This is a genomic window from Kitasatospora sp. NPDC041917 (genome assembly GCF_055589745.1).
In genome coordinates this window covers 1-26,980 of record NZ_JBVJBI010000021.1, presented here as the reverse complement: position 1 = coordinate 26,980, position 26,980 = coordinate 1, and the positions used below count along the sequence as shown (strand labels likewise).

General features: G+C 73.1%; 22 protein-coding genes and 1 pseudogene. 14 read left to right on the top strand and 9 right to left on the bottom strand.

The annotated features are described in order from the left end of the window. Positions 1-58 precede the first annotated feature (58 nt). A complete protein-coding gene (gene fabG / locus ACZ6EM_RS24435; protein ID WP_465773226.1) occupies positions 59-826 on the bottom strand; it encodes a 3-oxoacyl-ACP reductase FabG in 768 nt (255 codons plus the stop codon). 469 nt (positions 827-1,295) lie between these two features. Between fabG and ACZ6EM_RS24430 the strand changes: the two genes are divergently transcribed. Continuing rightward, positions 1,296-2,096 (top strand): MarR family winged helix-turn-helix transcriptional regulator, encoded by an 801-nt coding sequence (locus tag ACZ6EM_RS24430; protein WP_387685267.1) that lies wholly within the window; start codon positions 1,296-1,298, stop codon positions 2,094-2,096. Between the two features lie 181 nt (positions 2,097-2,277). On the opposite strand, the gene ACZ6EM_RS24425 is transcribed toward ACZ6EM_RS24430, so the two are convergent. After that, positions 2,278-3,144 carry an aldo/keto reductase gene (locus ACZ6EM_RS24425; protein ID WP_401055289.1) on the bottom strand — a complete coding sequence of 289 codons (867 nt, stop codon included), beginning with the start codon at positions 3,142-3,144 and terminating at the stop codon, positions 2,278-2,280. Between the two features lie 557 nt (positions 3,145-3,701). On the opposite strand from ACZ6EM_RS24425, the gene ACZ6EM_RS24420 reads away from it, so the two are divergent. From ACZ6EM_RS24420 to ACZ6EM_RS24370, 11 genes are all read left to right on the top strand, one after another. Then, positions 3,702-5,477 (top strand): ABC transporter transmembrane domain-containing protein, encoded by a 1,776-nt coding sequence (locus ACZ6EM_RS24420; protein WP_465773225.1) that lies wholly within the window; start codon positions 3,702-3,704, stop codon positions 5,475-5,477. 43 nt (positions 5,478-5,520) lie between these two features. Next, the gene (locus ACZ6EM_RS24415; protein ID WP_359901573.1) at positions 5,521-7,293 is read left to right on the top strand and encodes an ABC transporter ATP-binding protein; all 1,773 of its coding nucleotides are present in this window, start codon (positions 5,521-5,523) and stop codon (positions 7,291-7,293) included. Positions 7,294-7,462: 169 nt separating this feature from the next. Continuing rightward, the gene (locus tag ACZ6EM_RS24410; protein ID WP_359911650.1) at positions 7,463-7,708 is read left to right on the top strand and encodes a LapA family protein; all 246 of its coding nucleotides are present in this window, start codon (positions 7,463-7,465) and stop codon (positions 7,706-7,708) included. Between the two features lie 47 nt (positions 7,709-7,755). Next, entirely contained in the window at positions 7,756-8,484 is a 729-nt protein-coding gene (locus tag ACZ6EM_RS24405; RefSeq protein WP_452177909.1) for an amino acid ABC transporter ATP-binding protein, read from the top strand. Positions 8,485-8,583: 99 nt separating this feature from the next. Continuing rightward, positions 8,584-9,465: a glutamate ABC transporter substrate-binding protein gene (locus tag ACZ6EM_RS24400; RefSeq protein WP_359911653.1), complete on the top strand. Its 882-nt coding sequence runs from the start codon at positions 8,584-8,586 to the stop codon at positions 9,463-9,465. 12 nt (positions 9,466-9,477) lie between these two features. Beyond that, entirely contained in the window at positions 9,478-10,122 is a 645-nt protein-coding gene (locus tag ACZ6EM_RS24395; RefSeq protein WP_359911656.1) for an amino acid ABC transporter permease, read from the top strand. Beyond that, a complete protein-coding gene (locus tag ACZ6EM_RS24390) occupies positions 10,119-10,988 on the top strand; it encodes an amino acid ABC transporter permease (protein WP_401046561.1) in 870 nt (289 codons plus the stop codon). The genes ACZ6EM_RS24395 and ACZ6EM_RS24390 overlap by 4 nt, the downstream gene beginning before the upstream one ends. A gap of 174 nt (positions 10,989-11,162) precedes the next feature. Beyond that, complete coding sequence (locus ACZ6EM_RS24385) at positions 11,163-12,068, top strand: LysR family transcriptional regulator (RefSeq protein ID WP_359911662.1); 906 nt, start codon at positions 11,163-11,165, stop codon at positions 12,066-12,068. Between the two features lie 157 nt (positions 12,069-12,225). Beyond that, a complete protein-coding gene (locus ACZ6EM_RS24380; protein WP_401046564.1) occupies positions 12,226-12,807 on the top strand; it encodes a cysteine dioxygenase family protein in 582 nt (193 codons plus the stop codon). 58 nt (positions 12,808-12,865) lie between these two features. Further along, complete coding sequence (locus ACZ6EM_RS24375; protein ID WP_465773263.1) at positions 12,866-13,981, top strand: YeiH family protein; 1,116 nt, start codon at positions 12,866-12,868, stop codon at positions 13,979-13,981. Positions 13,982-14,106: 125 nt separating this feature from the next. Beyond that, positions 14,107-14,820, top strand: a complete 714-nt coding sequence (locus ACZ6EM_RS24370) for a spermidine synthase family protein (protein WP_401046566.1) — start codon at positions 14,107-14,109, stop codon at positions 14,818-14,820. A 281-nt stretch (positions 14,821-15,101) separates the two neighbouring features. Here ACZ6EM_RS24370 and ACZ6EM_RS24365 read toward each other — a convergent pair whose 3' ends face one another. From ACZ6EM_RS24365 to ACZ6EM_RS24355, 3 genes are all read right to left on the bottom strand, one after another. After that, positions 15,102-17,009 (bottom strand): hypothetical protein, encoded by a 1,908-nt coding sequence (locus ACZ6EM_RS24365; RefSeq protein WP_465773224.1) that lies wholly within the window; start codon positions 17,007-17,009, stop codon positions 15,102-15,104. Between the two features lie 139 nt (positions 17,010-17,148). Then, a complete protein-coding gene (locus ACZ6EM_RS24360; protein WP_401050112.1) occupies positions 17,149-17,991 on the bottom strand; it encodes a TetR/AcrR family transcriptional regulator in 843 nt (280 codons plus the stop codon). Positions 17,992-18,089: 98 nt separating this feature from the next. Continuing rightward, positions 18,090-18,599, bottom strand: coding sequence for an NUDIX hydrolase (locus ACZ6EM_RS24355; RefSeq protein ID WP_401050111.1), 510 nt, complete (start codon positions 18,597-18,599; stop codon positions 18,090-18,092). 111 nt (positions 18,600-18,710) lie between these two features. Here ACZ6EM_RS24355 and ACZ6EM_RS24350 point away from each other — a divergent pair, with 111 nt between their 5' ends. Beyond that, entirely contained in the window at positions 18,711-19,934 is a 1,224-nt protein-coding gene (locus tag ACZ6EM_RS24350; protein ID WP_465773223.1) for a serine hydrolase domain-containing protein, read from the top strand. A gap of 2 nt (positions 19,935-19,936) precedes the next feature. Here the strand turns inward: ACZ6EM_RS24350 and ACZ6EM_RS24345 are convergent, their stop codons facing one another. The 3 genes from ACZ6EM_RS24345 to ACZ6EM_RS24335 all read right to left on the bottom strand — a co-directional run bounded on the left by ACZ6EM_RS24345 (position 19,937) and on the right by ACZ6EM_RS24335 (position 23,563). Further along, positions 19,937-20,260: a nuclear transport factor 2 family protein gene (locus ACZ6EM_RS24345; protein ID WP_359911682.1), complete on the bottom strand. Its 324-nt coding sequence runs from the start codon at positions 20,258-20,260 to the stop codon at positions 19,937-19,939. Between the two features lie 245 nt (positions 20,261-20,505). Continuing rightward, positions 20,506-22,029, bottom strand: a complete 1,524-nt coding sequence (exaC, locus tag ACZ6EM_RS24340; RefSeq protein ID WP_452177907.1) for an acetaldehyde dehydrogenase ExaC — start codon at positions 22,027-22,029, stop codon at positions 20,506-20,508. 586 nt (positions 22,030-22,615) lie between these two features. Further along, positions 22,616-23,563 carry a terpene synthase family protein gene (locus ACZ6EM_RS24335; protein ID WP_401050100.1) on the bottom strand — a complete coding sequence of 316 codons (948 nt, stop codon included), beginning with the start codon at positions 23,561-23,563 and terminating at the stop codon, positions 22,616-22,618. Between the two features lie 309 nt (positions 23,564-23,872). Here ACZ6EM_RS24335 and ACZ6EM_RS24330 point away from each other — a divergent pair, with 309 nt between their 5' ends. After that, the gene (locus ACZ6EM_RS24330) at positions 23,873-26,890 is read left to right on the top strand and encodes an ATP-binding protein (RefSeq protein ID WP_465773222.1); all 3,018 of its coding nucleotides are present in this window, start codon (positions 23,873-23,875) and stop codon (positions 26,888-26,890) included. A gap of 7 nt (positions 26,891-26,897) precedes the next feature. Here the strand turns inward: ACZ6EM_RS24330 and ACZ6EM_RS24325 are convergent. After that, positions 26,898-26,980: pseudogene (locus ACZ6EM_RS24325) on the bottom strand (transposase); the annotation flags it as partial.

Sequence of the window (26,980 nt, the reverse complement as noted above, 5' to 3'; positions counted from 1 at the left end):
GTGGGAGGCCGGTTCGGCCGGCTTCCCACTCCGTGGTAACCCTGTGTAGGTTCCGTGCTCAGTCGAGGGGGCCGCCCGCGACGTAGATCACCTGGCCGGAGACGAAGCCGGCGCCCTCGCTCGCGAGGAAGGAGATGGTGTGGGCGACGTCCTCAGGCTCACCGACCCGCTGGACCGGGATCTGCGAGGCCGCGGCCCGCTTGAAGTCTTCGAAGTCCATGCCGACCCGGGCGGCGGTGGCTGCTGTCATGTCCGTGGCGATAAAGCCGGGGGCGACCGCGTTGGCCGTGATGCCGAACTTGCCCAGCTCAATGGCCAAAGTCTTGGTGAAGCCCTGGAGCCCCGCCTTGGCGGCCGAGTAGTTGGCCTGGCCGCGGTTGCCCTGGGCCGAGGAGGAGGACAGGTTGACGATGCGGCCGAAACCGGCGTCGACCATGTGCTTCTGCACGGCGCGGGTCATCAGGAAGGCGCCGCGGAGGTGAACGTTGATGACCGTGTCCCAGTCGGACTCGGACATCTTGAAGAGCAGGTTGTCGCGGAGTACGCCCGCGTTGTTCACCAGGACGACCGGGGTGCCGAGCTCGGCGGCCACCCGGTCGATGGCGGCCTGGACCTGCTCGGCGTCCGAGACGTCGGCGCCGACGGCCAGCGCCCTGCCGCCGGCGGCGGTGATCCGGTCGACGGTCTCCTTGCCGGCCGCCTCGTCGAGGTCCAGGACGGCGACCGCGTAGCCGTCGGCGGCCAGCCGGACGGCGGTGGCGGCGCCCAGGCCGCGGGCGGCGCCGGTGACGACGGCGACCCGGGGGGCGGTGCTCTGCTCGGTCATGCTCGGTCTCGTCTCTCTCGGGGTTGCCTCCCGGGGAGAGCCCCCGGAGAGGGTGGCCACACCCTACCGGCGGGTAGGGAGGGCGGCCAGGGTGGAGAGACGCAGGTGACGGTGGGTAAGGACCGACCGGTCGGCTTTCTGCTGAGAACGAGTTACTGCAAGCCGTTCGCAGTCCGTAAATATGCCAATGTTGCCGAACCTGCGTCTACTATCCGCCCCTGCCTGCCAGCAAGGGCCCGCCGTTTGTATAGTGTCCGCCAGCAGCCACCGGCTGCACGGCTGGAGCGCCCTCCCTCATAGCTGGACGCCCACTCGCCGTTACTGCCCCACCCGGGTGTCCCACACACACCGGGTGTGACATCGGGACGGATACATGGTGCTGGGGGAGATCCCGACAACCCGCGTGTCTGCGCGACTGCAGCAGTCGCCCGGACACCTCATTCGCGTTGCACAGCAGGTCCACACCCGTTTGTGGTCCGAACACGTCGGAGCCGATCTCACGGCTCCGCAGTTCGCCGTGCTGCTGGTCCTGGCCCTGGAACCGGGTGCGGACCAGCGGACGGTCGGCGAGCGGGCCTCGCTCGACAAGGCCACGATGGCGGAGATGGTCGCGCGGCTGGTCCGCCGCGGCCTGGTGCTGCGCAGGCGCGACCCGGCCGACGGCCGGCGCAAACTGTTGGCGCTCTCGCAGAGCGGTGCCCAGGCGGTGCGCGAGGCCACCGGTGGTGTGGTCCGCGTTCAGCGCGTCCTGTTCGAGCCGCTCACGGCGGAGGAACAGGTCGAGATCGTCCGGGTGATGGCCAAGATAGCCAGGCTGGAGCCCGCGGCGGTCGCCGTCATCACCGACGCGCGGCCGATACTGGACGCCCAGCGGGCGATCGGCTACCTGATCAGGGTGAGCCAGCAGGTGCACACCAAGCTCTGGTCGGAGCACGTGGGCGCCGAGCTGACGGCTCCGCAGTACGCGGTGCTGGACGCGCTGGAACTGGAACCGGGCGCCGACCAGCGCACGGTCGGCGAGCTGGCCTCGCTGGACAAGGCCACGATGGCCGAGATGGTCAGCCGACTGGTGCGCCGCGGTCTGGTGCAGCGCCGGCGCGACCCCTCGGACGGGCGGCGCAACCTGCTCTCGCTCTCACCGGCGGGACAGGACCTGCTGCACCGCTCGGCCGCCGGGGTGGCCGAGGTCCAGCGGCTGCTGCTGGCCCCGCTGGAGGAGAGCGAGCACGAGGCCGCGCTCGCGCTCATCGCGAAGGCGGGCAGGCTCTAGGTCAAGACTTCGCCGCAGTAGCCAAAACGATTCGCCAAAACGCTGAGGGTCCATGGCCATGGACTTTGGCGGATCGGGGTACGCCTGAGGCCGCCCGCTCCCCCCACGGGAGCGGGCGGTCTTCGGCATGACGGCCGTCAGGCGATCCGGGTGTCCGGGGGCCGGGCCCCCGGGCCGGGCGTCAGTTCCAGTCGAACTCCTGCGGGTCCGGGCCGATCCGCTTGCCGGTGGCCACGGTGGCGATCGCCGCGAGGTCCTCGGCGTCCAGCTCGAAGCCGGCGACGTCCAGGTTCTCGCGGATCCGGGACGGGGTGACCGACTTCGGGATGGCGATCACGCCGCTCTGGAGGTGCCAGCGCAGCACCACCTGGGCGACCGTGCGGCCGTGCTTCTCGGCGGTCTTCACCAGGGCGGGCTCGGCGAGCAGGTCCTTGCCCTGGCCCAGCGGGCTCCAGGCCTCGGTGGCGATGCCGTGCTCGGCGTGGAACGCGCGCAGCTCCGCCTGGGGGAAGTACGGGTGCAGCTCGACCTGGTTCAGGGCCGGGGCGACGGAGGCCTCGTCCAGCAGGCGGCTCAGCTGCTCGGTGCCGAAGTTGGAGACGCCGATCGACCTGACCCGGCCGCCCGCCTTCAGCTGCTCGAAGGCCTTCCAGATGTTCAGGTAGCTGTCGCCGTGCATCGGGCGCGGCCAGTGGATCAGGTAGAGGTCGAGGTATTCGAGGCCGAGCTTGGCCAGCGAGGCGTCGAACTCGCGCAGCACCGCGTCGCGGCCCTGCTCGCCGGACCAGTCGCGGGTGCCCGAGTTCCACAGCTTGGTGGTGACGTAGAGGTCCTCGCGGGCGACGCCGCCCGCCAGGGCGTCGGCGATCGCCGCGCCGGTGCCGGCCTCGTTCTCGTAGATGGCCGCGGTGTCGATGGAGCGGTAGCCGGCCTCGATCGCGGTGCGGACGGCCGGGGTGGCCTCGGCGTCCGGGACCTGCCACACGCCGAAGCCGAGCTGCGGGATCTGCGCGCCGTCGTTGAGGGTGACGGTGGGGATGGTGCTCACGGGAAGGGGTGCCCTCCTGATTGTCCTGTGGTTCCAGTGGGGGCAACTGGCGTCCCGGTGTGATTGTTCCCGCCGAACGGGCGAATCTTGGGTGAAGCTTTGCGGGGGTTTGGCCGAGGGGTCGGCCGACCCGGGGCGGGGTGGGGACCGCCCCGGCGGGGCGTGCGGGGGGCGTGCGGGTCCGGCTCGCGGTGGCCGGGGTGCGGAGCGCGCGGGCCGGGGCGAAAAGCCGTGGTGAAAAACACGTTGCGCAGATCGCGCGGAGGTTGGCAGGCTCCCGATCATGACGTCCTGACTCTCGGGCCCTTCGTGCCCATCCCACCCCGTCCGGCTCCGCTCCGGGCGCATCGTCGACGTCGCGCCGCAGCCGTGCTGCCGTGCCGCGCGTCATCCGCCTGTCGGCTCGGGCCGCTCCTCGTCGGGCCGCCCGCCGTAGGGCTGCCGTCCGCACTGCGCGCACGTCACCCCGGTGCTCCGTGTGCGTCGCTCCTCGAACTCCTGTAGCTCTCCCGAACCCCTGTGCGCTCGTGGCCGCGCACCGCTCGTATCGGAGTGTCATGCTGCTCACCCCCCTGCCGCTGGCCGATCCCGGCAGTCCCGACCTCTCCTCACCCCCGGCCTTCCTGCGCTGGCTGCAGCGCCGCCAGCGGCGCGGGCAGGTGCTCGCCACCCTCTGGTCGCTGATCGAGCTGGGGTGCCGGGCCGCCCTGCCGATACCGCTCGGGTTCGGCGTGCAGGCCGCCGTGGACGGTGACGCCGGCGGGATCTGGCGGGCCGGCGGGATCCTGCTGCTGCTCGGCGCGGGTGCCGCGCTCGGCGCCGTGCTGGTGCACCGCCAGGCGGTCTGGAACTGGATCCACGCGGCCACCCACGTACGGCAGTTGGTGTCCCGGAAGGCCTCGCGCCTCGGGGCCGGGCTGTCCCGCCGGATCGCCACCGGAGAGGTCGTCGCGGTCGGCAGCGGGGACGTCGAGCGGATCGGCTGGTACGTCGAACTGGTCGCCCGGGTCCGGTCGGCGGTGATCGTCTGGCTGGCCGTCAGCGTGGCGGTGCTGCTGGTCGATCCGGTGCTCGGGGCCGGGGTGCTGCTCGGCGTCCCGGTGCTGGCGGCCTCCGTCTGGCCGTTGATCGGGCCGTTCGAGCGGCGCTACGAGCAGCAGCGCAGCCTCGGCGGCAAGGCCACCGAGCTGGCGGCCGACACCGTCGCCGGGCTGCGGGTGCTGCGCGGCATCGGCGGCGAGGAGCTGTTCCTGGAGCGGTACCGGGCCGCCTCCCAGAAGGTCCGGGCCGCGGCCGTCCGCTCGGCCCGGATCCAGTCGCTGATGCAGGCTCAACAGGTCTTGCTGCCAGGCCTGTTCGTGGTCGGCGTCACCTGGTACGGCGCCCGGCTGGTGGCCTCCGGCGAGCTCGCCGTCGGCACCCTGATCGCGGTCTACGGCGCCACGGCCTTCCTGGCCGCCCCGCTGCGCATCCTGGGCGAGGCGGCGCACGCGTGGAGCGTGGCCCGGGTCTCCGCCGCGCGCACCGTCCGGGTGCTCTCGCTCGGCCGGACGGCCGGCACGGCGGAGGCCTCACTGGTCCGGCCGGACAAGGCCGACCTGCACGACCCGACGAGCGGGCTGACGGCGCGGGCCGGCGAGCTGACCGCGGTGGTCTGCGGGGACCCGGACTTCGCGGGGGCGCTGGCCGAGCGGCTCGGCGGCCACGTCCCGCCGGTCGAGGGCGAGCGGGCGCAGGCCCCGGTGCGGCTCGGCGGTACGGAGCTGGACGCGGTGCCGCTGGCCGAGGCCAGGGCGGCGGTGCTGGTCCACGACAAGGAACCGGTGCTGCTCTCCGGCACGCTGGCCGAGCTCTTCGACATCCCCTCCTCGGGGCGGGTCACGGCCGCCGCGGCCCTGGCGGCGGCCCGGTCGGAGGACGTGCTGACGGCCCTGGCGGAGGGCTCGCCGGAGTGCGGGGGAGACCCGATGCGCGCCCGGATCACCGAGCGCGGACGCTCGCTCTCCGGCGGGCAGCGCCAACGGCTCGCCCTGGCCCGCGCCCTGCTGGCGGACCCGCCGGTGCTGGTGCTGGACGAGCCCACCAGCGCGGTGGACGCCCACACCGAATCGAGGATCGCCTCCGGGCTGCGGGACACCCGGGCGGGCCGCACCACCGTGGTGTTCGCGACCAGCCCGCTGCTGCTCGACCGGGCGGACCGGGTGGTGCTGCTGCAGGAGGGCCGGGTCGTCGCGGCCGGGCCGCACCGCGAGCTGATGCGCACCGAGTCGGCCTACCGGGCCGTGGTCACCCGCGGCGAGGAGGCGGCCGCTCCGGTGGGTGAGGCCGTATGAGGAACATCGTCAACTTCCCTGCTACGCACGCGAGGAGCACGTCATGAAGCCTCCGTTCCAGGAGGAACAGGAGCCGGCCGCCACCCTGCCGGTCGGCTCCCCGGCCGCGGTGCGCGGATACCTGCTGCTGCTCGCGCGGCGGCACCGCGCCGGGTTCTCCGCGGTGGTGTCGCTGCACTCCGTGGCCACCGTGGCCGGGCTGGTCGGGCCCTGGGTGCTCGGGCGCCTGGTCGAGTCGCTGGCCACCGGGACCGTCGGGTCCACCATCGCGGTGGCGGTCGCCTGGTACCTGCTGGCACTCGTGGTGCAGGCGGCGTTCACCGGCTGGTCGCGGATGCGCGGCGCGGTGCTCGGCGAGCGGGTGCTGGCCGACCTGCGCGAGGACTTCCTGGTCCGCTCGGTGGCCCTGCCGACCGGGGTGCTGGAGCGGGCCGGTACCGGGGACCTGGTCTCCCGGGGCACCACCGACATCGACCGGCTGGACAAGTCGGTGCGCGAGGCGGTGCCCGAACTCGCCGTCGCCGTGGTGTCGTTGCTGCTGGTGCTCGGCGCGCTGCTGGTCACCTCGCCACTGCTCGCGCTGACCTCGCTGATCGGGCTTCCGCTGCTGCTGGTCAGCTCCCGCTGGTACTTCCGGCGCGCGCCGCAGTCCTACCGCAGCGAGTCGGCCGGGTACGCGGCGGTGAGCAACGTGCTGGCCGAGACGGTGGACGCCGGGCGGACGGTGGAGGCGCTGCGGCTGGGGGACCAGCGGGTCCGGCTGACCGACCGCAAGCTGCGCGAGTGGCTGGCCTGGGAGCGGTACACCCTGTGGCTGCGCTCGGTCTGGTTCCCGACCATCGACGCGGTCTACACCTTGGCGGTGCTCGCCACCATGCTGTTCGGCGGGCTGTTCACCGTCCAAGGCTGGATCACCGTGGGCCAGTTGACCACCGGCGTGCTCTACGCGCAGATGCTGACCGGCCCGGTGGACATGATCCTGCGCTGGTACGACGAGCTCCAGATCGGCCAGGCCTCGCTGGCCCGGCTGGTCGGCGTGCGCGAGGTGCCCGAGCACGAGGGGGACGAGTCCGTCCTGCCGGACGGCCGTCGGGTCGAGGCGAAGGACGTCCGGTTCGGGTACCGCGAGGGCGCCGACGTCCTGCACGGGATCAGCCTGGACGTCCCCCCGGGCAGCCGGGTCGCGCTGGTCGGGCCGTCCGGCGCGGGCAAGTCCACCCTCGGCCGGCTGCTGGCCGGGATCTACGCCCCCGGCCGCGGCAGCGTGACCCTCGGCGGGGCGGCGCTGGCGCGGATGCCGGCCGAGCGGGTGCGCGCGGAGGTCGCCCTGGTGAACCAGGAGCACCACGTCTTCGTCGGCACCCTGCGGGACAACCTGCGGCTGGCCGCGCCCGGGGCGGACGACACCGAGCTGCGGGCCGCGCTGGACGCCGTGGACGCCGGGGCCTGGGTGGACGCCCTGCCGGACGCCCTGGACACCGAGGTCGGCTCCGGCGGCACCTCACTGACCCCGCCGCAGGCCCAGCAGCTGGCGCTGGCCCGGCTGGTGCTGGCCGATCCGCACACCCTGGTGCTGGACGAGGCCACCTCCCTGCTGGACCCGCGGGCCGCCCGTCACCTGGAGCGCTCGCTCTCCCGGGTGCTGGAGGGGCGGACGGTCATCGCCATCGCCCACCGGCTGCACACCGCGCACGACGCGGACGTGATCGCGGTGGTCGAGGGCGGGCGGATCAGCGAGTACGGCAGCCACCCGGAGCTGGTCGCGGCGGGCGGTCCGTACGCGGCGCTCTGGCGGTCCTGGCGGGACGAGCGGTAGCGGGTTCCGGTCCGGCCGGCGGCCGGACCGGAGTCGGGCCGGACTGGACCGGAGCGGACCGGGGCGGACTCAAACCCGTACGGGGCCTGATTGCCCCGTACGGGTTACTCCCTGGCCCGGAAGAGCGCGTAACCGGGCAAATCGGCCGCCCGGCCCGCAGACTGCTCCGGTGACCAAGATTTCAGACGGACCATCCCGTTCCCCGCGCGGTGAGATCGGCGGCATCCCCACGCGCTACATCGGGATCGGCGTCATCGTCGTCCTCGCCGTGTGGTTCCTGTTCGCCAACCTCGACAGGGTCCAGATCCAGTTCTGGGTCTTCACCGTCACCGCGCCGCTCTGGATCGCGCTGCTGGCCACGCTCATCGCGGGCGTCGCGCTGGGCTGGCTGCTGAAGGGACGGCGCAACAGGTGACCGCAGCCCCCGGGCCGGCGCCGGCCGGCGCCTCGGCCTTCACCCCGCTGATCGAGATGCGCGGGGTCAACAAGCACTTCGGGGACCTGCACGTCCTGCAGGACATCGAGCTGACGGTCGGCCGCGGCGAGGTGGTCGTGGTCATCGGCCCGTCCGGCTCCGGCAAGTCGACCCTCTGCCGGGCGATCAACCGGCTGGAGCCGATCGAGGACGGCACCATCCTGATCGACGGCCGCCCGCTGCCCGAGGAGGGCAAGGGCCTGGCCAGGCTGCGCGCCGAGGTCGGCATGGTGTTCCAGTCCTTCAACCTGTTCGCGCACAAGACCGTGCTGCAGAACGTCTCGCTCGCGCAGATCAAGGTCCGCGGCCGGCCCAGGGCCGAGGCGGACGCCAAGTCCCGCGCGCTGCTGGAGCGGGTGGGCCTCGCCGACCAGGCCGCCAAGTACCCGGCGCAGCTCTCCGGAGGGCAGCAGCAGCGGGTCGCGATCGCCCGCGCGCTGGCCATGGACCCGAAGGCCCTGCTGTTCGACGAGCCCACCTCGGCGCTCGACCCCGAGATGATCAACGAGGTGCTGGACGTCATGCGCCAGCTCGCGAGCGAGGGCATGACGATGATCGTGGTCACCCACGAGATGGGCTTCGCCCGGGCCTCCGCGAACCGGGTGGTGTTCATGGCCGACGGCCGGATCGTCGAGGACCGCGCCCCGGAGGACTTCTTCAGCGCCCCTGAGAGCGATCGCGCCCGGGACTTCCTGTCCAAGATCCTGAAGCACTGAGGCGGCGCCGTGAACCGTGAGACGACGCCCGGGGCTCGACCCGCGGGGAGGCCGGTCGCGCGGCCCGGGGTGCGGCCCGCCGCACGGGCGGGCCGGCGCTTGCTCGCCGTCGCCCTGCTGCTCGCCGCGCTGGCGGCCGGCTGCGGCAAGCCCGGGACCCCGCCGCCCAAGGGCCCGCAGCCCAGCGCCCTGCCCAGCTACCAGGTGCAGGACGCCTCCGCGATCACCGGCTCGCCGACCCTGGACGCCGCCCGCAGCCGGGGCCACCTGGTGGTCGGCGCCAAGGAGGACCAGCCGTACCTGGGCCAGAAGAACCCGGCCACCGGCGAGTACTCCGGCTTCGACATCGAGATCGCCAAGATGGTCGGCGCCTCGCTGGGCTTCCCGCCGGACCGGATCCAGTTCAAGACCATCGCCTCGGCCAACCGCGAGACCGCCCTGCAGAACGGCCAGGTGGACTACTACGTCGGCACCTACACCATCAACGACAACCGGAAGAAGCTGGTCGGCTTCGCCGGCCCGTACTTCATCGCCGGGCAGTCGCTGCTGGTGCGCAAGAACAACGACACCATCCACGGCCCGGAGGACCTGGACGGCAAGAAGGTCTGCTCGGCGGCCGGATCGACGCCGTACCAGCGGATCCAGTCGAAGTACCCGAAGGCAGAGCTGATCGGCTACGACACCTATTCGGCCTGCGTGGACAACCTGATCACCAACCAGGTCGACGCGGTGACCACGGACAACGCGATCCTGCTCGGGTACGCGGCCAAGGTGCCGGACGAGCTCAAGGTGGTCGGCCCGCTGTTCTCGACCGAGCCGTACGGGATCGGGGTGCCGAAGGAGGACACCGTGCTGCGCGGCGCGATCAACGACGCGCTGGAGCACCACATCCAGAACGGCGACTGGCAGAGGGCCTTCGAGGCGACCCTCGGCCTCTCCGGGGAGCCGGCGCCCACCCCGCCGCAGATCGACCGGTACTGAGAGGGCCGCGCCGTGAAAACGCTGATCGACAACTGGTCGACCTACTGGGAGGGGTTCCTCGGCACTCTCTCGCTGTTCGCGGTGAGTGCCGTGCTGTCGCTGGTGCTGGGCGTGCTGATCGCGGGCTTCCGGGTCTCGCCGGTCAAGCCGCTGCGGGTGTTCGGGACGGTGTGGGTGACCTTGCTGCGCAACACGCCGCTGACGCTGCTGTTCTTCATCGTGGTGCTGGGCCTGCCCCGGTTCAACATCACCCTGCCCTTCTACACCTTCGCGGTGCTCGCGCTGGGCTGCTACACCTCGGCCTTCGTCTGCGAGTCGATGCGCTCGGGCATCAACACGGTGCCGACCGGGCAGGGCGAGGCGGCCCGCAGCCTGGGCATGAGCTTCGGGCAGACGATGAGCCTGGTGGTGCTGCCGCAGGCGTACCGCTCGGTGGTGGCGCCGCTCGGCAGTGTGATGATCGCGCTGGCCAAGAACACGGCGATCGCCGGCTCGTTCAGCGTCACCGAGCTGCTGGGCACCTACCGGACCATCAACGAGCTGGGCTACAGCATCGTCTGGACCTTCGTCTGGATCGCCGTCGGATACCTGATCATCACCCTGGCCATCAGCGCCGTCTTCAACCTGCTGGAACGACGAGTGGCGGTGTCCCGATGACCGTTGAATCCTCGGCGCTGTACGACATCCCCGGCCCGAAGGCGCTCGCCCGGCACCGGCTGTACGGCGGGATCGCGCTGCTGCTGATCGCGGCGCTGATCGGCTGGGTGATCTACATGCTGTTCCACACCCACCAGTTCACGTACGCCAAGTGGCAGCCGTTCGAGTACCGGGGCGTGCAGGAACTGCTGCTGCGCGGGCTCGGAAACACCCTCAAGGCCTTCGGCTGGACGGTGCTGTTCGCGCTGCCCTTCGGCGCGCTGTTCGCGGCCGGGCGGCTCTCCGACCACCGGGTGGTGCGCTGGCTCTCCACGCTGGTGGTGGAGTTCTTCCGGGCCATGCCGGTGCTGGTGATGATCTTCTTCGTCTTCGTCGCGCTCAAGGTGCAGCCGCTCTGGGCGCTGGTGACCGGGCTGGTGCTCTACAACGGCTCGGTGCTGGCCGAGGTGTTCCGGGCCGGCGTGCTCGCCGTGCCCAAGGGCCAGCGGGAGGCGGCGTACGCACTGGGCATGCGCAAGACCCAGGTGATGTCGTACGTCCTGGTGCCGCAGGCCAACCGGGCGATGCTGCCGGCCATCATCAGCCAGCTGGTGGTCGCGCTCAAGGACACCTCGCTGGGCTTCCTGATCACCTACGAGGAGTTCCTGCACGCGGGCAAGCTGATCGCCACCAACCTGGACTACGACCTGCCGTTCATCCCGGTGGTGATGGTGATCGCACCGATCTACATCGGCATGTGTCTGCTGCTCTCCTGGCTCGCCCGCTTCGTGGAACGGCGCAGCCGGCGAAGCCCGGGCGTGCGCGGCGGGGCACCGGTGGTCAAGGCCGAGGTGGCGATGGGGCTGCCGCCGTCGGCGCAGCAGTGAGAAGCCTGGTTCGGGGCTGAACCATAGGTACGGGTGGGGTTGGGGTCGATACCTCCAAATTCCTCTTATGATTCTCGGGCGTCCGGGCGAGGCCCGGGCGCGGTCCGAGCACGGTCCGGGCGGGGCCGGGGCGGGGCTGTCGAGAACGGATGGGCGGGAGGGGTCATGGAGCCGGTGTTCGATTCGCGGCACATCAGGACGTTCCACGAGGTCGTCCGGGCCGGTTCCTACTCGGCCGCCGCCCGCGAGCTCGGCTACACCCAGCCCGCCATCACCCAGCAGATGAAGGCGCTCGAACGCACCGTCGGCGTTCCGCTCTTCACCCGGGCCGGGCGCGGACTGCGGCTCACCGAGGCCGGCGAGGCGCTCTCCCGGCACGCCGAGCTGATCCTCGACAGCATGTCCGCCGCCCAGCAGCAGCTCGCCGCCCTCGCCCGGCTGCGCGCCGGACGGGTGCGGGTCTGCGCCTTCCCCAGCGCCAACGCCACCCTGATACCCGAGGCGATGGCCCGGCTGCTGGCCGAGCACCCCGGCGTGCGGGTCGAACTGCTGGAGGCCGAGCCGCCGGACTCCGTCCAGCGGCTGCTGCGCGGGGAGTGCGACATCGCGCTGGCCTTCCGATACCCCGGTGTGGCCACCGAGGTGCCGGAGGGCGTGGACGAGATCCCGCTGATGGAGGACCTGCTCACGGTGCTGCTGCCGGTCGGGCACCCGCTCGGCCGCCGGCACGCCGTACGGCTGGCCGACCTCGGCGGCGAACGCTGGATCGCCGGCTGTCCGCGCTGCCGGGCCAACCTGCTGCACGTCTGCGCGGAGGAGGGGTTCGCGCCGGACATCGTGTTCTCCACCGACGACAACCTCGCGGTGCAGTCGCTCGTCGCCGCCGGGGTCGGGATCGCGCTGATGCCGGCGCTGGTGCTCTCCTTCATGTGCCACCGCAAGGTCACCGGGCGGGCCGTCGAACCGCACCTGCGGCGGCAGGTGAGCGCGTACGTGCTGCGCGAGCACCGCCGGATCCCGGCCACCGGGCTGGTGCTGGACCACCTGCGGCAGGCGGCGGCGAGTCGGGTCGGGTGCTGAGCGCCGACCCGGATGACGACTCCCGGCGGCGAGCGGCAGCAGGAGGCGGCAGCAGGTAACGGGCGAGCGGCTGCCTGCTGACATATAAGCGTTGGTGGGTAGGTTCCTTACAAACCCTCCTTGGACGTGATAGGTCGCCAGGGTCGAACCTGCTGGGATGACTCCCTCAGCCACGGTCGGCAGCGGCCGACTCACCGAGCGGATGACCGCGCTGATCAGTGAGATCCGCGCCGTCGTGGACCGCGGACTCCCGCCGGAGCTCACCGCCTACCTGGTCGGCGAGCGACTCGCCCCGCACCTGCACGCCGACCCGGACGGTCCCGACGCGCTGCTCGCCCCCGCCCACCGCGAGGGCGACCCGCAGCGCTACCGCCAGCACGTCCTGCACGCCGAGGAGGACGGCAGCTTCTCCGTCGTCGCCCTGGTCTGGCTGCCCGGGCAGCAGACCCCGATCCACGACCACGTCTCCTGGTGCGTGGCCGGCGTCCACCAGGGGCAGGAGAGCGAGACCCGCTACCGGCTGGTCTCCGGCGGCCCCACCGCCCGGCTGGTCGAGACCGAGCACGTGGCCGGCCCGGCCGGTACCGTCGCCGCCTTCGCCCCGCCCGGCGACATCCACCTGGTGCGCAACTCCTGTAGCAGCACGGCGATCTCCATCCACGTCTACGGTGCGGACGTCTCCCGGCTCGGCACCAGCATCCGGCGGGTCTACCGGATGCCCGCCGACGGGCAGCAGTGATCCCGGCGTGGCACTGACCCTCCGGCACCGTGCCGCCCGTACCCGCTCGTTGCCCCCGATGCGCGGGGACGCCCCCGGGCTGCTGCTCGCCGCCCTCGGGGTGGCCGCCGCGCTGGGCGTCCACGCGCTGGTGCCGGCCGTGCCCAAGCTCACCGCCGCCGTCGTGCTCGGCATGGTGGCGGCCCACCTGCCCGGGGTGCGCCCGGTGGTCCGCGGGATCGCCCGGCCGGGGCTGTCCACGGCCGGGAAGCGGCTGATGCGGCTCGGGATCGTGCTGCTCGGGCTCAAGCTCAGCCTGGACGACGTGCTCGGCCTCGGCTGGGCCACCGTGGCCATGGTGCTGGCCGTGGTCGCGGCCACCTTCGCGGGCACGCTCTGGCTGGGCCGGCGGCTCGGCCTGCCCGGCGACCAGCCGCTGCTGGTCGCCACCGGGTACTCGATCTGCGGGGCCTCGGCGATCGGCGCGGTCAGCCAGGCGGCGGGCAGCGAGGAGGAGGACGTCGCGGCCTCGGTGGCGCTGGTCACCCTGTGCGGGACGCTGGCGATCGCCGTGCTCCCGCTGCTCCAGCATCCGCTCGGGCTCGACGAGCTGGAGTTCGGGCGCTGGGTCGGGGCGAGCGTGCACGACGTCGGGCAGGTGGTCGCCACCGCGCAGACCAGCGGGGCCGGGGCGCTGCGGGAGGCGGTGCTGGTCAAGCTGATGCGCGTGGTGCTGCTGGCGCCGCTGGTCGCGGGGGTGGCCGTCATGGTGCGGCGGAACCTGCGGGCGGCGCGGGTGGCGCGGGTGGCTTCGGTGAAGGTCGCGGCGGGGGTTTCGACCGGGGCTTCGGCGGCGGTGACGTCGGTGGCGGGGGCTCCGGCGGAGGGCGAGGTGGGCGGGAAGACGGGCGAGAAGTCGGTGAAGACCGACAACCGCCCGCCGATCGTGCCGCTGTTCGTGGCGGGCTTCCTCGCGATGATCGTCCTGCGGACCACCGGGGTGCTGCCCGAGCGGGCGCTCGGCCTGGCCTCGGACGCCCAGGAACTGCTGCTGGCCGCCGCGTTGTTCGGTCTCGGCAGTGCGGTGCACCTGCCGACCATGGCCCGCACCGGCGGGCGGATCGCACTGCTCGGGCTCGGATCCTGGGTGGTCGTCGCGGGAGTCTCGTACGCGGGGGTGCTGATCACGACCTGACGGACCCGGGTGCGGACTCGGCTATTGTCGGGCGCAAGCCCACCCGGCCCGCCGGTACCAGGGCGGTGGTGCGGCCGAGTTCACCCGAGTTCACCCGAGTTCACCGAGTCCGCCAAGGAGGACGGATGACCACAGCACTGCCCGAACGCGACGGCCGCGAGGCCGTCGTCACGCTCGACCGGCGGGAGGGCCCGTACGGTGAGGTGGTGCTCCGGCAACGCGGTCGGGACTTCGAGATCATCGCCAACGGCTGCTTCCTGATGGACACCGCCGACGGGCGCTCGGAGCGGCTGCTGATCCAGACGGCGCTGGACGAGCTGGACCGTACGGCCGGTGGCCCGGTCGAGCGGCCGTCGGTGCTGATCGGGGGCCTCGGGGTCGGATTCTCGCTGGCGTACGCGGCGGCCGAGCCGCGCTGGGGGCGGATCGCCATCGTGGAGCGGGAGTCCGCGATCATCGACTGGCACCGGACCGGCCCGCTCGGCGCCTTCTCGGGCGGTGCACTGGACGACGAGCGGGTCGAGGTTCTCCACACCGACCTGCTGGAGTACCTCGCGGCGGCGGACGGCGAGCGCTACGACGCGCTGTGCCTCGACATCGACAACGGGCCGGACTGGACCGTCACCGAGTCCAACGACGGGCTGTACGGCGCGGACGGGCTGACGGTGCTGTGGCACCGGTTGCGGCCCGGCGGGGTGCTGGCCGTGTGGAGTGCGCAGCCTTCGCGGGCCTTCGAGGACGCGCTGCGGGCGGTGGGGTTCTCGGACGTGGTGACGCACGAGGTCCCGGTCGCCCGGGGGGTGCCGGACGTGGTGCACGTGGCCCGGCGGGCGGGCTGAGCGCCGAAGCCGGTCCGGCCGGGGCGGAGCAGGTACGCCCGGAGCGTGGGTGAACCCGTGGGCGGTGTGCGGCGGTTGGCGGCGGAGCGGATCGCGGCCGACCTCCGACGGCGCTCGCGGCAGGGGAGTTGGCGCCGGGGGAGAGGGGCCGGAAGCGGGTAACGGATGACAGCCGACAGGTAACAGATTTCAGATTTCGTTCGCTGAAATCTGAAATCTGTCGACTGTCGGCCGTCATCCGTTCGCCGTGTCACCGCGCGGCGGCTCGCCGCGCCTCCGGCTCAGCCGAACGGGCGGTTCTCCGGCTCGGCGCCGGCCGCGGCTACCGGCTTCGGTTCGTCCGTCGGCAGGGCCGGGATGCCCTCCATGGAGAAGGGGTTGAAGTCCGGCGGCGGGACCATCACCGGCGTGCCCTTGCGCGGACCTGCCTCCTCCGCGTCCCCGGGCTGCTCCGATCCCTGTGCCGCCGCTTTCACTGCGACGGGCGGGGCCTGGGCCGGGACGACGGGCGGGGTCGAGGGCGGCGGCGGGACGGCGGGGCCCTGCGAGGGGAGGGTGGTGCCGAACGGATCGGCCTTCTGCTCGGCCGTGACCGTGGTCCCGAACGGGTCGGCGACCGGAGCGGCGCCGGCGGGCCGGGCCGCGGGCGCGTCGCCCGGCGCGTCCGGGATGCCCTCCATGGAGAAGGGGTTGAAGTCAGCTGGCGGGACCATCACCGGCGTGCCCTTCGGGCGGTCCTCGACATCCGGCGCCGTGTCCTCCCCATCGGAGGAGGGGACCTCCGCGACGGGCGCGAAGGGGTTGAAGTCCGCGGGAGGCACCCGTACCGGTGTGCCGCGCAGGTGCACCGGCTTCTCCTCCGCCTCCTTCTCGGCGGCCACGGCGGCGGCAGCGACGGCAGCGGCAGCGGGGGCTTGAGCCGGAACCTGAGCCGGAGCAGGGGCGGGCGTCCGGACCGGAGCGGGAGCCTGGACCGGAACGCCGCTCATCGCGGCCGGCACGCCGTCCCAGCCGAACTGGACGCTCTTCAGCAGCTCCGCGAACGCCTCCGTGTACAGCTCCCAGTCCTCCGGCCGCGCCGTGGACAGCTGGGCGCACAGCACCGTCCCGCCGTCCGGCAGCGGCACGAAGGCCTGGACGGCCGAGGTGACCACCCAGCGCCGCTGCCCGTCGGCGGCCAGCGGGCCGGGCACCGGGGCGGTCCGGCCCTCGACCAGGACGGCGGCCGGACCGGCCGGCAGCAGGACGGTCCACACCTCGGCGTGCCGCCGGACGGTGGCCAGTTCGGTGGCGAGCGCGGTGATCGGCAGCGGGTGCCGGGCGAGCGAGACGACGAGGGCGGCGTCCGAGGTGCGGTCGTCCAGCTCCAGGGCGCAGACGCCGGCGTAGACGACGCCCGCGTCGCGGATCAGGTCGGCCAGAGTGGCGGAGATCACCGCGAAGTCGCGCCGCGGCTCCGGGCCGGTGGCGCTGAACAGTTCCTCGGCGACCTCCGCCAGGTGCCGGGCCAGTTCGTCGGCGGCCGCCACGGTGGCCGGGTCCGTACCGCCCGTCCGGTCCGTGTCGCCCGTCCGGTGCGTGCCGTCGGGCAGTGCCGACAGCGGGGGCACCGCACGGGCGGAGACGCCGGGCGGGCCGCCCGGGGAGGTCAGCGCGTGGAAGCCGGGCGGCACGACCAGCCGGACCTCGGCGCCCGCGCCGGTGGGCAGTTCGACCGGTTGCCGGGTCTGCTGCCCGGCCGCCAGCGCGGCCAGCGCGGGGGCGAACGGTGGGCGCAGCTTGGCGTCGGCGAACTCGCCGGTGACCGGGAGCTGGAACAGCGCGGCCGAGGTGGTGCCCCGGTCGGCGATGGCACCGCGCACCGCGCCGCCGCCGTACCGGGCCTGGAGCGCGGTGACCACCCGGTCGGTGAGCCGTGCGCCGGTGCCCGGCCGGGCGGTGCCGGCGGTGGTCACCGTGCCGAGCCGGTCGAGGGCGGTGTGCACCGGGCCGTTGGGGGCCAGGGGCAGGCCGAACAGCGTTTCGGCGGCGGGGTGTTCGGCCGCCCGCGGGGCGCTCAGCGAGGCCGCCGGGTGGCGCGAGGTGCGCTCGTCGAAGAGGGCGTCGGTGAGAGTGCCGAGGGTCGCGCAGACCTGCTCCGCCGCCGCGAAGGGATTGGCCTCCACGCTGAACTGCACGTCCTGGGTCACCTGGTGAGCCCCCCGCTCTGCTCCGTCTGCCGTCGGTGGTTCGGGTGGGACCGGGCCCGCCGCGGCGGCGGGTCGTCAGATCCCGGCTCATTCCTATCAGAGCCCGCCGTCCGGACCGAACCGCAGGATGACCCGATGATCACTCGGTGGTGGTGCCGGTGGCCTGCGCGGACCCGTCCTCGGGGGTGCCGGCGGCGAGCGCGGTGACCGCCTCGACGATCCCCGGCACGGCGAACAGCCCCGCGAGGTCCCGCACGAGGCGCCCGGTCGGGCCGTCCGGGCGTTCGTCGGCGAAGAAGGAGGCCAGTTCGGCGGCGAGGGCCGGTTCGCGGGCGGCGGTGAGGGTGAGCGAGGCGACGAACTCCTGCACCAGGTGCAGCTGGAGCTCCTCCAGCGGCACCGAGCGCTCGACCAGCCACTCCAGCGAGGTGATCTCGGCGTTGGCGATCCAGGCCCGGACGGTCAGCCGCAGTCCGGCGCTCGGCTCGGGGAGCGCCAGGTGGGCCAGGATCTGCTCCTGCGCGGCCCTGCGCACGTCGTCGATCACCGCCGAGGTGCCCGCGCTGGCCGCCACCGAGCCGCCGCGCAGCAGCGCGGCGAAGCCCGGCCCGTGGCTCTGCACGAAGTCCAGGTAGCGGCCCATCACCCGGTAGAGCCGCTCCGACAGCGGCCCGTCCATGGGCTCCTCGAACCGGGCCGACAGCTCCTGCCCGGCCCGCCGCAGCGACTCCTCGTACAGCGCCTGCTTGCCGGGGAAGTAGTGGTACACCAGGGGCCGGGAGGCCCCCGCGGCGGCGGCGATGTCGTCGATCGACACTTCCTCCGGCGGCCGTCGGCTGAACAGTTCCAGTGCCACGGCGATCAGCTGCTCCCGCCGCTCGTCCACGCTCAGCCGCCGACGCGGCCGCTCGCCCGCCGCCCGGGCGGAGGCGGAGGTCCGTGCTGCGCGATCGGCCGTCGGTGACGGCGTACGGGAGGCCATGCGCGCCACCCTAGTTCGTCGAGGGCCCTGCGGTGGAGACAGGGGCCCACTGCCCTCCGGCCCGCGCACCGGCCCCGAACGCCGAGGTCGTGGCGGCGCTACGCGGACCGGAGGTCCAGGTAGCGGCGGTAGGCCTCGCGCCCGTCGGCGACGAAGGAGTCGCGGGTGAGGCGGTCGGCGAGTTCGGCGGGGGTGAGCCAGGTGTGCCAGGCGACCTCGGACTCCTGGGGGGAGACCGGGCCGTCCCACTCGGCCTCGTACATGTCGCACCACCAGGAGAGCCGGTCCTGCTCGAAGAGGAACTTGAACAGGGGGCGCGGGGCGATGCCGTGCACGCCGAGCTCCTCCTCGGCCTCGCGGACGGCGGCCTCGGCGTAGGTCTCGCCGGAGCCGACCACGCCGCCGACGAACATGTCGTACGCGCCGGGGGCGAAGAGCTTGGTGTCGGTGCGGCGGTGGACGAAGATCCGCCCGGCCGGGTCGCGGACCAGGATGAAGACGCAGCGGTGGGTGAGCCCGCGCCGGTACACCTCGCCGCGCAGGGCGGTCCCGATCACGCGGTCGTGCTCGTCGACGATGTCCAGCAGTTCCTCGGCAGGGTTGGTCATGAGGGACAGGTTAGGGTTTCGGGGCTCGGTTCGAACGGATTCGATCGAAGGAGATCGAAAGCGAACACGAGTGGCACGAGAAGCAACGGAACTGGTCGAGGGCGGCACGCGGTGGTGGAGATCTGGGGCGAGACGGCCGAGGGGTTCGAGCCCGTACGGGCGGCCTTCGTGCGGAACTTCGCCGACTACGGCGAGCTCGGTGCGGCCTTCGCGCTGTATGTGCGCGGCCGCAAGGTGGTCGACCTGTGGGGCGGTGACGCCCGCCCCGAGGTCGGCGGCCGGCCGGCGCCCGCGGTGCCGTGGACGGCGGACACCGCGCAGGTGCTGCGCTCGGTCACCAAGGGCCTGACCGCGACCACCGCGCTGCTCCTGGCCGAACGCGGCCTGCTCGACCTGGACGCCCCGGCGGCCTCGTACTGGCCGGAGTTCGCGGCGGCCGGCAAGGGCCGGATACCGGTGGGCTGGCTGCTCTCGCACCAGGCCGGAGTGCCCGCGCTGGACGTGCCGCTGCGGCTGGAGGACGTGCTCACCTGGGAACGCGCGGCCGCCGCCGTCGCCGCGCAGGCGCCCGCCTGGGAACCCGGCACCGCGCACGGCTACCACCCGTACACCTTCGGCTGGCTGGTCGGCGAGGTGGTGCGCCGGGTCAGCGGCCGGACGGTGGGCCAGTTCTTCGCCGAGGAGGTCGCCCGGCCGCTCGGGCTGGACCTGTGGATCGGGCTGCCGGCCGGCGCCGCGCCCAGGGTCGGCAGACTCGTCGACCTCCCGGCGCCGGACGCGGCCCGGACCGGTCCGAGCGGGCTGCGGCTGCGACCCAAGCAGTCCGTCCGGGACGCCTACCAGGACCCGGCCTCGCTGACCGCCCGCTCCTTCGCCTCGGTGCGCCCCGGCGTGGACCTCAACGACCCGGCGGTGCAGGCCGCCGAGATCCCCGGCGCCGGCGGCATCGGCACCGCCCGGTCACTCGCCCGGTTCTACGCGGCACTGATCGGCGCGGCCGACCGCCCGGACGGCTCCGGCGCGCTGCTGCCGCCGCTGCTCGGCCCCGAGGTGCTGGCACGCGCGGTCGAGCCGGCGGTGAGCGGGCCGGACCGGGTGCTGATCGTCAACTCCACCTTCGGCCTGGGCTTCTGGCGGCACGGCCCGACCGCGCCGATGGCCTCCCCGGCGAGCTTCGGCCACCCGGGTCGGGGCGGTTCGCTCGGCTTCGCCGACCCCGACCTGGGGCTGGGCTTCGGCTACGTCACCAACGGCATGCAGCCGGGCGTCACCGGGGACATCCGCTCGCGGAACCTGATCCGCGCGGTGCGGGGGTGCCTGGGGCTGGACCGGTAGCCTCAGGCCTGGCCGGTCTCGAAGCGGTGGATCTTCCCGCCGTCGACGGTGAAGCGCCAGGCGGTGCGCATGGTGCCCCAGGTCTCGTTGGTGAACTCGGCGACCAGCGCGTGGCCTCCGCTCGACTCGGTCTGGACGGCCATCCGGCCGTTCGGGCCGAAGATCTCCCGGTCGACCCAGTCCGCCAGGTCGCGCTCGGAGCCGTCGTCGGCCATGGTCGCGTCCGGGGCCAGCAGCGCGAAGAAGGCCTCGCGGTCGCCCGCGTTGACCGCGGTGACGAAGGCGCGGACGGCGGGGTCGCTGAGTTTCGTGGGGGCGATGGTCACGCGGGACTCCCTGATGGGGGTGAGGGGCGGGGAGTCCTGTTTACGGCTTTCGCGCGGGCCGTCCGGGCATGTCGGCGGCGCGTCGGTGAATTGGCCGCATTCATGTGCTTTGATCCCCGGAACAGGCGATTCGCCCCGGAGCCCGCCACGGGGAGTGGCGAGGGAGCGGGAGGCCCCGACGGGCCTCCCGCTCCGCTTTCCCGGCCTCCCTGGCTCGTCGGGTCTAGAAGAAGCCGACCGCGTGTCTAGAAGAAGCCGACCGCGTCGGGGGAGTAGCTGACCAGCAGGTTCTTGGTCTGCTGGTAGTGCTCCAGCAGCGCCTTGTGGGTCTCCCGCCCGATGCCGGAGTTCTTGTAGCCGCCGAAGGCCGCGTGGGCCGGGTAGGCGTGGTAGCAGTTCGTCCAGACCCGGCCCGCCTGGATGGCGCGCCCGGCCCGGTGGGCGGTGTTGATGCTGCGGGTCCACACGCCCGCGCCGAGCCCGTACTGGGTGTCGTTGGCGAGCGCGACGGCCTGGTCGAAGCCGTCGAAGCGGGTGACCGAGACGACCGGTCCGAAGATCTCCTCCTGGAAGACCCGCATCGAGTTGTCGCCCTCGAAGACCGTCGGCGTGACGTAGTACCCGCCGGCGAGCGCGCCGCCGAGGTCGGCCCGCTCGCCGCCCACCAGGATCCTGGCGCCCTCGTCCTGGCCGATCTCGAAGTAGGAGAGGATCTTCTTCAGCTGCTCGACGCTGACCTGGGCGCCGACCTGGGTCTCGGTGTCCAGCGGGTTGCCCTGGCGCATCGCCCGCACCCGCGCCAGGCCGTCGCCGAGCAGCCGCTCGTAGACCGGGGTCTCGATCAGGGCGCGGCTGGGGCAGGTGCAGACCTCGCCCTGGTTGAGGGCGAACATCGCGAAGCCCTCGACGGCCTTGTCGTAGAAGGCGTCGTCGTCGGCGGCGACGTCCGCGAAGAACACGTTGGGGCTCTTGCCGCCGAGTTCCAGCGTGGCCGGGATCAGGTTCTCGGCGGCCGAACGGGCGATCAGCCGGCCGGTGCCGGTCTCGCCGGTGAAGGCGATCTTGCGGATCCGGGGGCTGGCGGCCAGCGGGGCGCCGGCCTCCTCACCGAAGCCGGTGACGATGTTGACCACGCCGGGCGGCACCAGGTCGGCGGTCAGCTCGGCGAGCAGCAGCACCGAGGCCGGGGTCTGCTCGGCGGGCTTGAGCACCACCGCGTTGCCGGCGGCGAGCGCCGGGGCGAGCTTCCAGACCGCCATCAGGATCGGGAAGTTCCACGGGATGATCTGGCCGACCACGCCCAACGGCTCGTGGAAGTGGTACGCCACGGTGTCCTCGTCCAGCTGGGAGAGGCTGCCCTCCTGGGCCCGCAGCGCACCGGCGAAGTAGCGCAGGTGGTCGACCGCGAGCGGGAGGTCGGCGGCCAGCGTCTCGCGCACCGGCTTGCCGTTCTCCCAGCTCTCCGCGACGGCCAGCTGCTCCAGGTTGGTCTCCATCCGGTCCGCGATCCGCAGCAGGACCTGCGCGCGCTCGGCGGCGGAGGTGCGGCCCCAGGCCGGGGCCGCGGCGTGGGCCGCGTCCAGCGCGGCCTCGATGTCCTCGGCGGTGCCCCGGGCGACCTCGGTGAACACCTCGCCGGTGACCGGGGTCGGGTTGCCGAAGTACTCGCCGCGCACCGGAGGCGTCCATTCGCCGCCGATCCAGTGCTCGTACCGGGAGCGGTAGGCGACGATGCTGCCGGGCGTGCCGGGGGGCTGGTAGACCGTCATGTTCGCTGTCTCCTCGCTGCGTCGGGCGCCGCCGGGCACGGCTCTGGCCACGGGCGGCACGCCGGACCGCCCGTTCGGGGGCGGTCCGGCGGGAGGGGTCGGACACGCAATCGGACCGGCGCCCCGCCGGGGCGCCCGCCGCCGAGCACGATAACCGCCGGGCGCCCGGCGCGGCTACGGTCCGTACGCGTGTCCGGTACGGAGGGTGTGTCTTCCGGTCGTTCGCGGGGGCCTGGTCCGCCGGACGTCCCGGACCGGATCTCCGCGGGACCCCTGGCGTGATCCCGATCTCCGCGGGAGCCCGGGGCCCGATCCCGATCTCCGCGGGAGCCCGGGGCCCGATCCCGATCTCCGCGGGCGTCCCGAAACGGATCACTGCGGGGGCGCGCGTTTCGGACGCACCCCCGCGACCCGCAGCCGCGCGCCGTCGCGCGTCGGTGGGGCTGTCCCCGGCGTGCCTCCGTAAGCCGCCGTGCGTCGGCCGGACCGTCCCCGCGGCGTGCCGCCGTGCGCCGCCGTACGGCCGGGGCGGCGCTCTCGGGTCGCGCCACCGCACGCCCGTCGGGCGGTCCGGGGCGCACGCCGGTCAGACCGCGTGGTACCGGCCGGTGCGGGCCTCCCAGCTGAGGTAGCCGGCCAGCCAGGTGAGCAGCCCGTCCGCGTACCGCTGGGCGATCGTGCGTTCGATCCGGGAGAGGCCCAACTCGCGGTGGACGTCGGGCAGCCGGGCGTGCAGTTCGGCGCAGCGGTCGACCATCAGCTGGGCCTCGGCGATGACCGCCGCGCAGGCCTCCTCGGCCGAGCAGCGCCGTTCCCGCTGGACGATCATGACCAGGTTGTTCACGTCCCCGCGCGGCGCCTCCAGCGGGTAGGAGTGCACGTCGTTGCTGAGCGACGGTATGTCGGCGGCCAGCTGGCGGAGCTGACGCAGCACGGGGTGGTGCAGGACGGCGGCCGGGACCTCGAACTGGCCCAGGCGTTCGACCATGTCGAAGATGGTCTCCATCGCCGCGGTGCCCCGGCGGAGCTCCAGGTAGCCGGCGCGGTCCGGCGGCCGGGTGGAGATCCGGCCGGCCGCCTCGGCCGGGTGGCTGGCCAGGTAGTACTCCCAGTTGTAGGCGGCGCGGGCCTGCCAGCGGGCCGGCATGCCCCGCATGCTGCGGTTCCACAGATCGGCGAAGGCGGTCTCGACCGCGGAGCCCTGGTCGGCGCGGGCGCCGTGCAGGACGGCGATCAGCCGTTCGCAGATCGGGGCCACCTCGGCGGGACGGCGGCCGAGCGGGCCGTCGAACTGGTCGTCGAAGAGGAAGTAGAAGCCCATCAGGTCGGCGGCCAGGGCGAGTTCGTCCGGGCCGGCGTCCGGATAGCCGAGTGCGGCGAGGTCCACCACCTCCCAGTGCGCGTAGCCGGGATGGTCGGCGTCGGGCAGCAGCGGGTGGCGGATCAGCCAGTCCCTGTGCAGTGCGGTGGCGTGGATGCCGTGCGGACTGCGGCGGTGCGGGAACGGAATCTGAAGTGAGGTGTCGTCAGACATCGGACTCCCGGTGCAGCGAAGGGTGGGGGCGCTTGTTGTTGGAGCGGTGATGGTGGGGGGAGTTGGCGCGACGGGGCGCGGACGGTGAGGGTGGGCTTCGCAAGATCATCCGCGCCTCGAAGGCCGTAGGGTATCTGATGCAATGATGGGATGTTAGGGATGTAGGGCAATTGCCCTTGACAGGGCCCCCAAACCCTCACCGTCCGCCCCAGCCTGCACGAATGCCCCACGGGGAGGTCCGCACGGCGCTAACCTCGGCTCCACGCAGTGATGGAGCTGTGACGCAGCGGGCGAGGCGGAGGCACGACGGTGACCGAGCAGGAGAACGCACTTCGGGCGGGCGGTGGTTCCGCCCACGACGGCGACGGCATCGCGCCCCGGGTCCGGTTGCGCGACCGCGACGCCGAACTGCGCTCGGTGGAGGCCGCTGTCGACCGGCTCTGCCGTGGCTTCGCCGCCGGCGGCACCGAGATCGGCGACCTGCTCACCTTCTCGGGCCGCCCCGGCATCGGCAAGACCAGTCTGCTGCACGAGGTCAGGCGGCTCGCCAAGCTCCGCGACGGTGCCACCGTGCTGTTCGCCCGAGGCGGTGAACGGCAGTTCAAGGAGCCGTACCACGTCCTGCGCCAGCTGCTCCAGCCCGTGCTCACCGACCTGAAGCCCGAGGTGTTCAGCCAGGTCATGGGCACCTGGGAGGAGGTCGTGGGACCGGCCATGGGCCTCAAGCAGCCCAAGGCCGGCGCCCGCCGCCTCGACCCGCAGGGCGTGCGCGACGGCCTCGACTACGTCCTCACCCAGCTCGCGCCGCGCCGCGCGCCGATGGTGATGATCGTCGACGACCTGCACTGGGCGGACGGCGAGTCACTCTCCTGGCTGACCAAGTTCGCCATCCGATCGAGTGAACTTCCCGTTCTGCTCGTCTTCGCCTTCCGGGAGGACGAGAACGACTGGCCCATCGAGACCCAGGACTTCCGGCGGGACGTCCTCCTCCTCAAGGGTCGCAAGCACGAGCTCAACCGGCTCACCCTCAGCTCCGTCACCGACATGATCCGCGCCGAGCTCGGCGACAGGGCCGAGGACGCCTTCTGCTACGAGTTCTGGAACGTCGTCAACGGCAACCCGTTCGAGGCCAACGCCCTGCTCGACCAGGTGCGCGAGCAGGAACTCGAACCGGTCGAGGAGAACTCCCGGCAGCTGCGCGAACTCGCCGTCGACGCCGCCGGGATGACCCTCAAGAGCTGGCTGGACCGGCTCGGCGCCAGCACCCTGCGCTTCGCCTGGGCCTGCGCGATGCTGGGCACCGACATCCGGGTCGACCTCGCCACCCGGATCTCCACCCAGAGCACCGAGGGCGCCCGCGACTCCATCAAGCAGCTGCGCAAGCAGCGCGTGCTGACCCAGAGCCCCAACGGGAACCTGGAGTTCGTCCACCCGCTGATCGCCAGCTCCATCTACAACACCATGCCGGACGCCACCCGCCTCGGCATGCACGGCATCGCCGCCGCCGAGATCGAGAACGCCGGACTCGGCCTGCTCGCCGCCTCCCGCCACCTGGTCGAGACCCACTCCGGCGAGGGCGACGACCGGATCGTCAAGAAGCTGCGCCGCGCCGCCGTCGAACACCAGCTGATCGGCGCCCCCGAGGCGGCCCAGCGCTGTCTGCACCGCGCGCTCAACGAGCCGCCCGCCGACGAGATCAAGGCCGAGGTGCTCTACGAACTCGGGTGCTCCGCGCTGCTCACCGACCCCGTCGCCACCGTCAACCAGCTCAAGCTGGCCCTCGACCCCGACGAGGTGCCGCTGCGCCCCGCCCTGCGCGTGGACGCCACCTTCCGGCTCTCCGAGGTGCTCGCCCACGCCGGTGAACTGGGCCAGGCGGCCCTGGTCTGCCAGGAAGAAGCCCTGAGGACCACCGAACCGGCCGGGCGCCAGCGGCTCCAGGCCGCCTCGTTCATGTGGCACGCCTTCCGCAAGTCCGAGGAGGACGGCCCGGGCCGCTCCGCCCGGCTCGGTGAGATGTGCCGGGGCCTGAGCGGGCGGGAGGCGGCCGACCGGGCCGTGCTCGCCATGCGCGCCTGGGACCTCACCCTGCGCGGCGCCGCCTCCGCCGATGCGCTCGCGCTCGCCGACGAGGTCCTCGACGGCGGCCGACTGCCCAAGGGCCTCGGCTGGACCGACACCACCTGGGGCTTCGAACTGCCCTCGATGCTCGGCCTGACGTACATCTACAACGACCGCATCGCCCAGGCCGAACGGCTGGCCGCGGACGCCATCATCCAGTTCGAGATCGCCGGGTGGAGCGGTGCCCACCGGGGCTTCGCCTACTTCCTGATGGGCCTGGCCCGGTTCCGCCGCGGCCTGCTCGCCGAGGCCGAGGACTTCCTGCGCCGGGCGTACCGCATCTCCGAGCGGATCGGGGAGAAGCTGCCGCTGGCGTGGGACGCGATCGGCGTGCTCGTCGACACCCTGATCGCCCGCGGCCGGGTCGACGAGGCCTGGAAACTGGCCAACGAGTTCGGCTTCCACCCGCCGTACCACGCGACGGCCATGGTGCTGCCGGACGCGGCCTCGCTGTACGGCAAGCTGCTGGTCGCCAAGGAGAAGTACGCGGGCGCGGCCGCCGCGCTCACCGAGGCGGGCGCCCAACTGGAGGTCCGCGGCTGGCACAACACCGTCTGGGCGCCCTGGGCCGGCCACCTCGCCATCGCGATCGCGGACGACGAGCCCGAGCGTGCCCGCGACTACGCCCAGCGGGCGGTCCGGGACGCACGCAACTTCGGCACCGCCTCGGCGATCGGCAGCGCGCTGCGCCTGCAGGCCCGGATCGAGGACGGCCAGGCGGCGGTCGAACTGCTGGAGGACGCCGTGGCGTACCTCGGGCAGTCCCCGGCCGGATACGAGCACGCCGTCGCCCTGGTCGACCTCGGTGCCGCGCTGCGCCGGGTCGGGCGGCTGGAGGACGCCCAGGAGTACCTGTACCAGGGCATCGAACTGGCCCAGCACTGTTCCGCGGAGGGGCTGGTCGACCGGGCCCGGCGGGAGCTGGCCAACTACGGCCTGCGGCCCAACCGGCTGGGGCTGCGCGACTTCCGGGACACCCTGGAGACGCTCAGCAGCGCCGAGTGGGAGGTCGCCAAGCGGGCCGTGCAGGGCGTGCCGCCGCAGCGGATCGCCGACGAGCTCGGGGTGCCGCTCGGGCTGGTCAACCGTCGGTTGGCGGCGGTCTACCGCAAGGCGGGCAGCGGGCCGGACGGCCTGGCCTCGGCGCTCGGTCTGCCGCCGCAGCAGCAGCGGGACGCGGGCCGGCTGGAGGAGCTGGACGGCTAGTGCCGCATCAGGCAACGTTGGCCCTGGCGACGACTGCGCGTAGGCGTTCGTCGGCGGCGTGCTTGTTCCGCCAGATGATGTAGCGGCGGA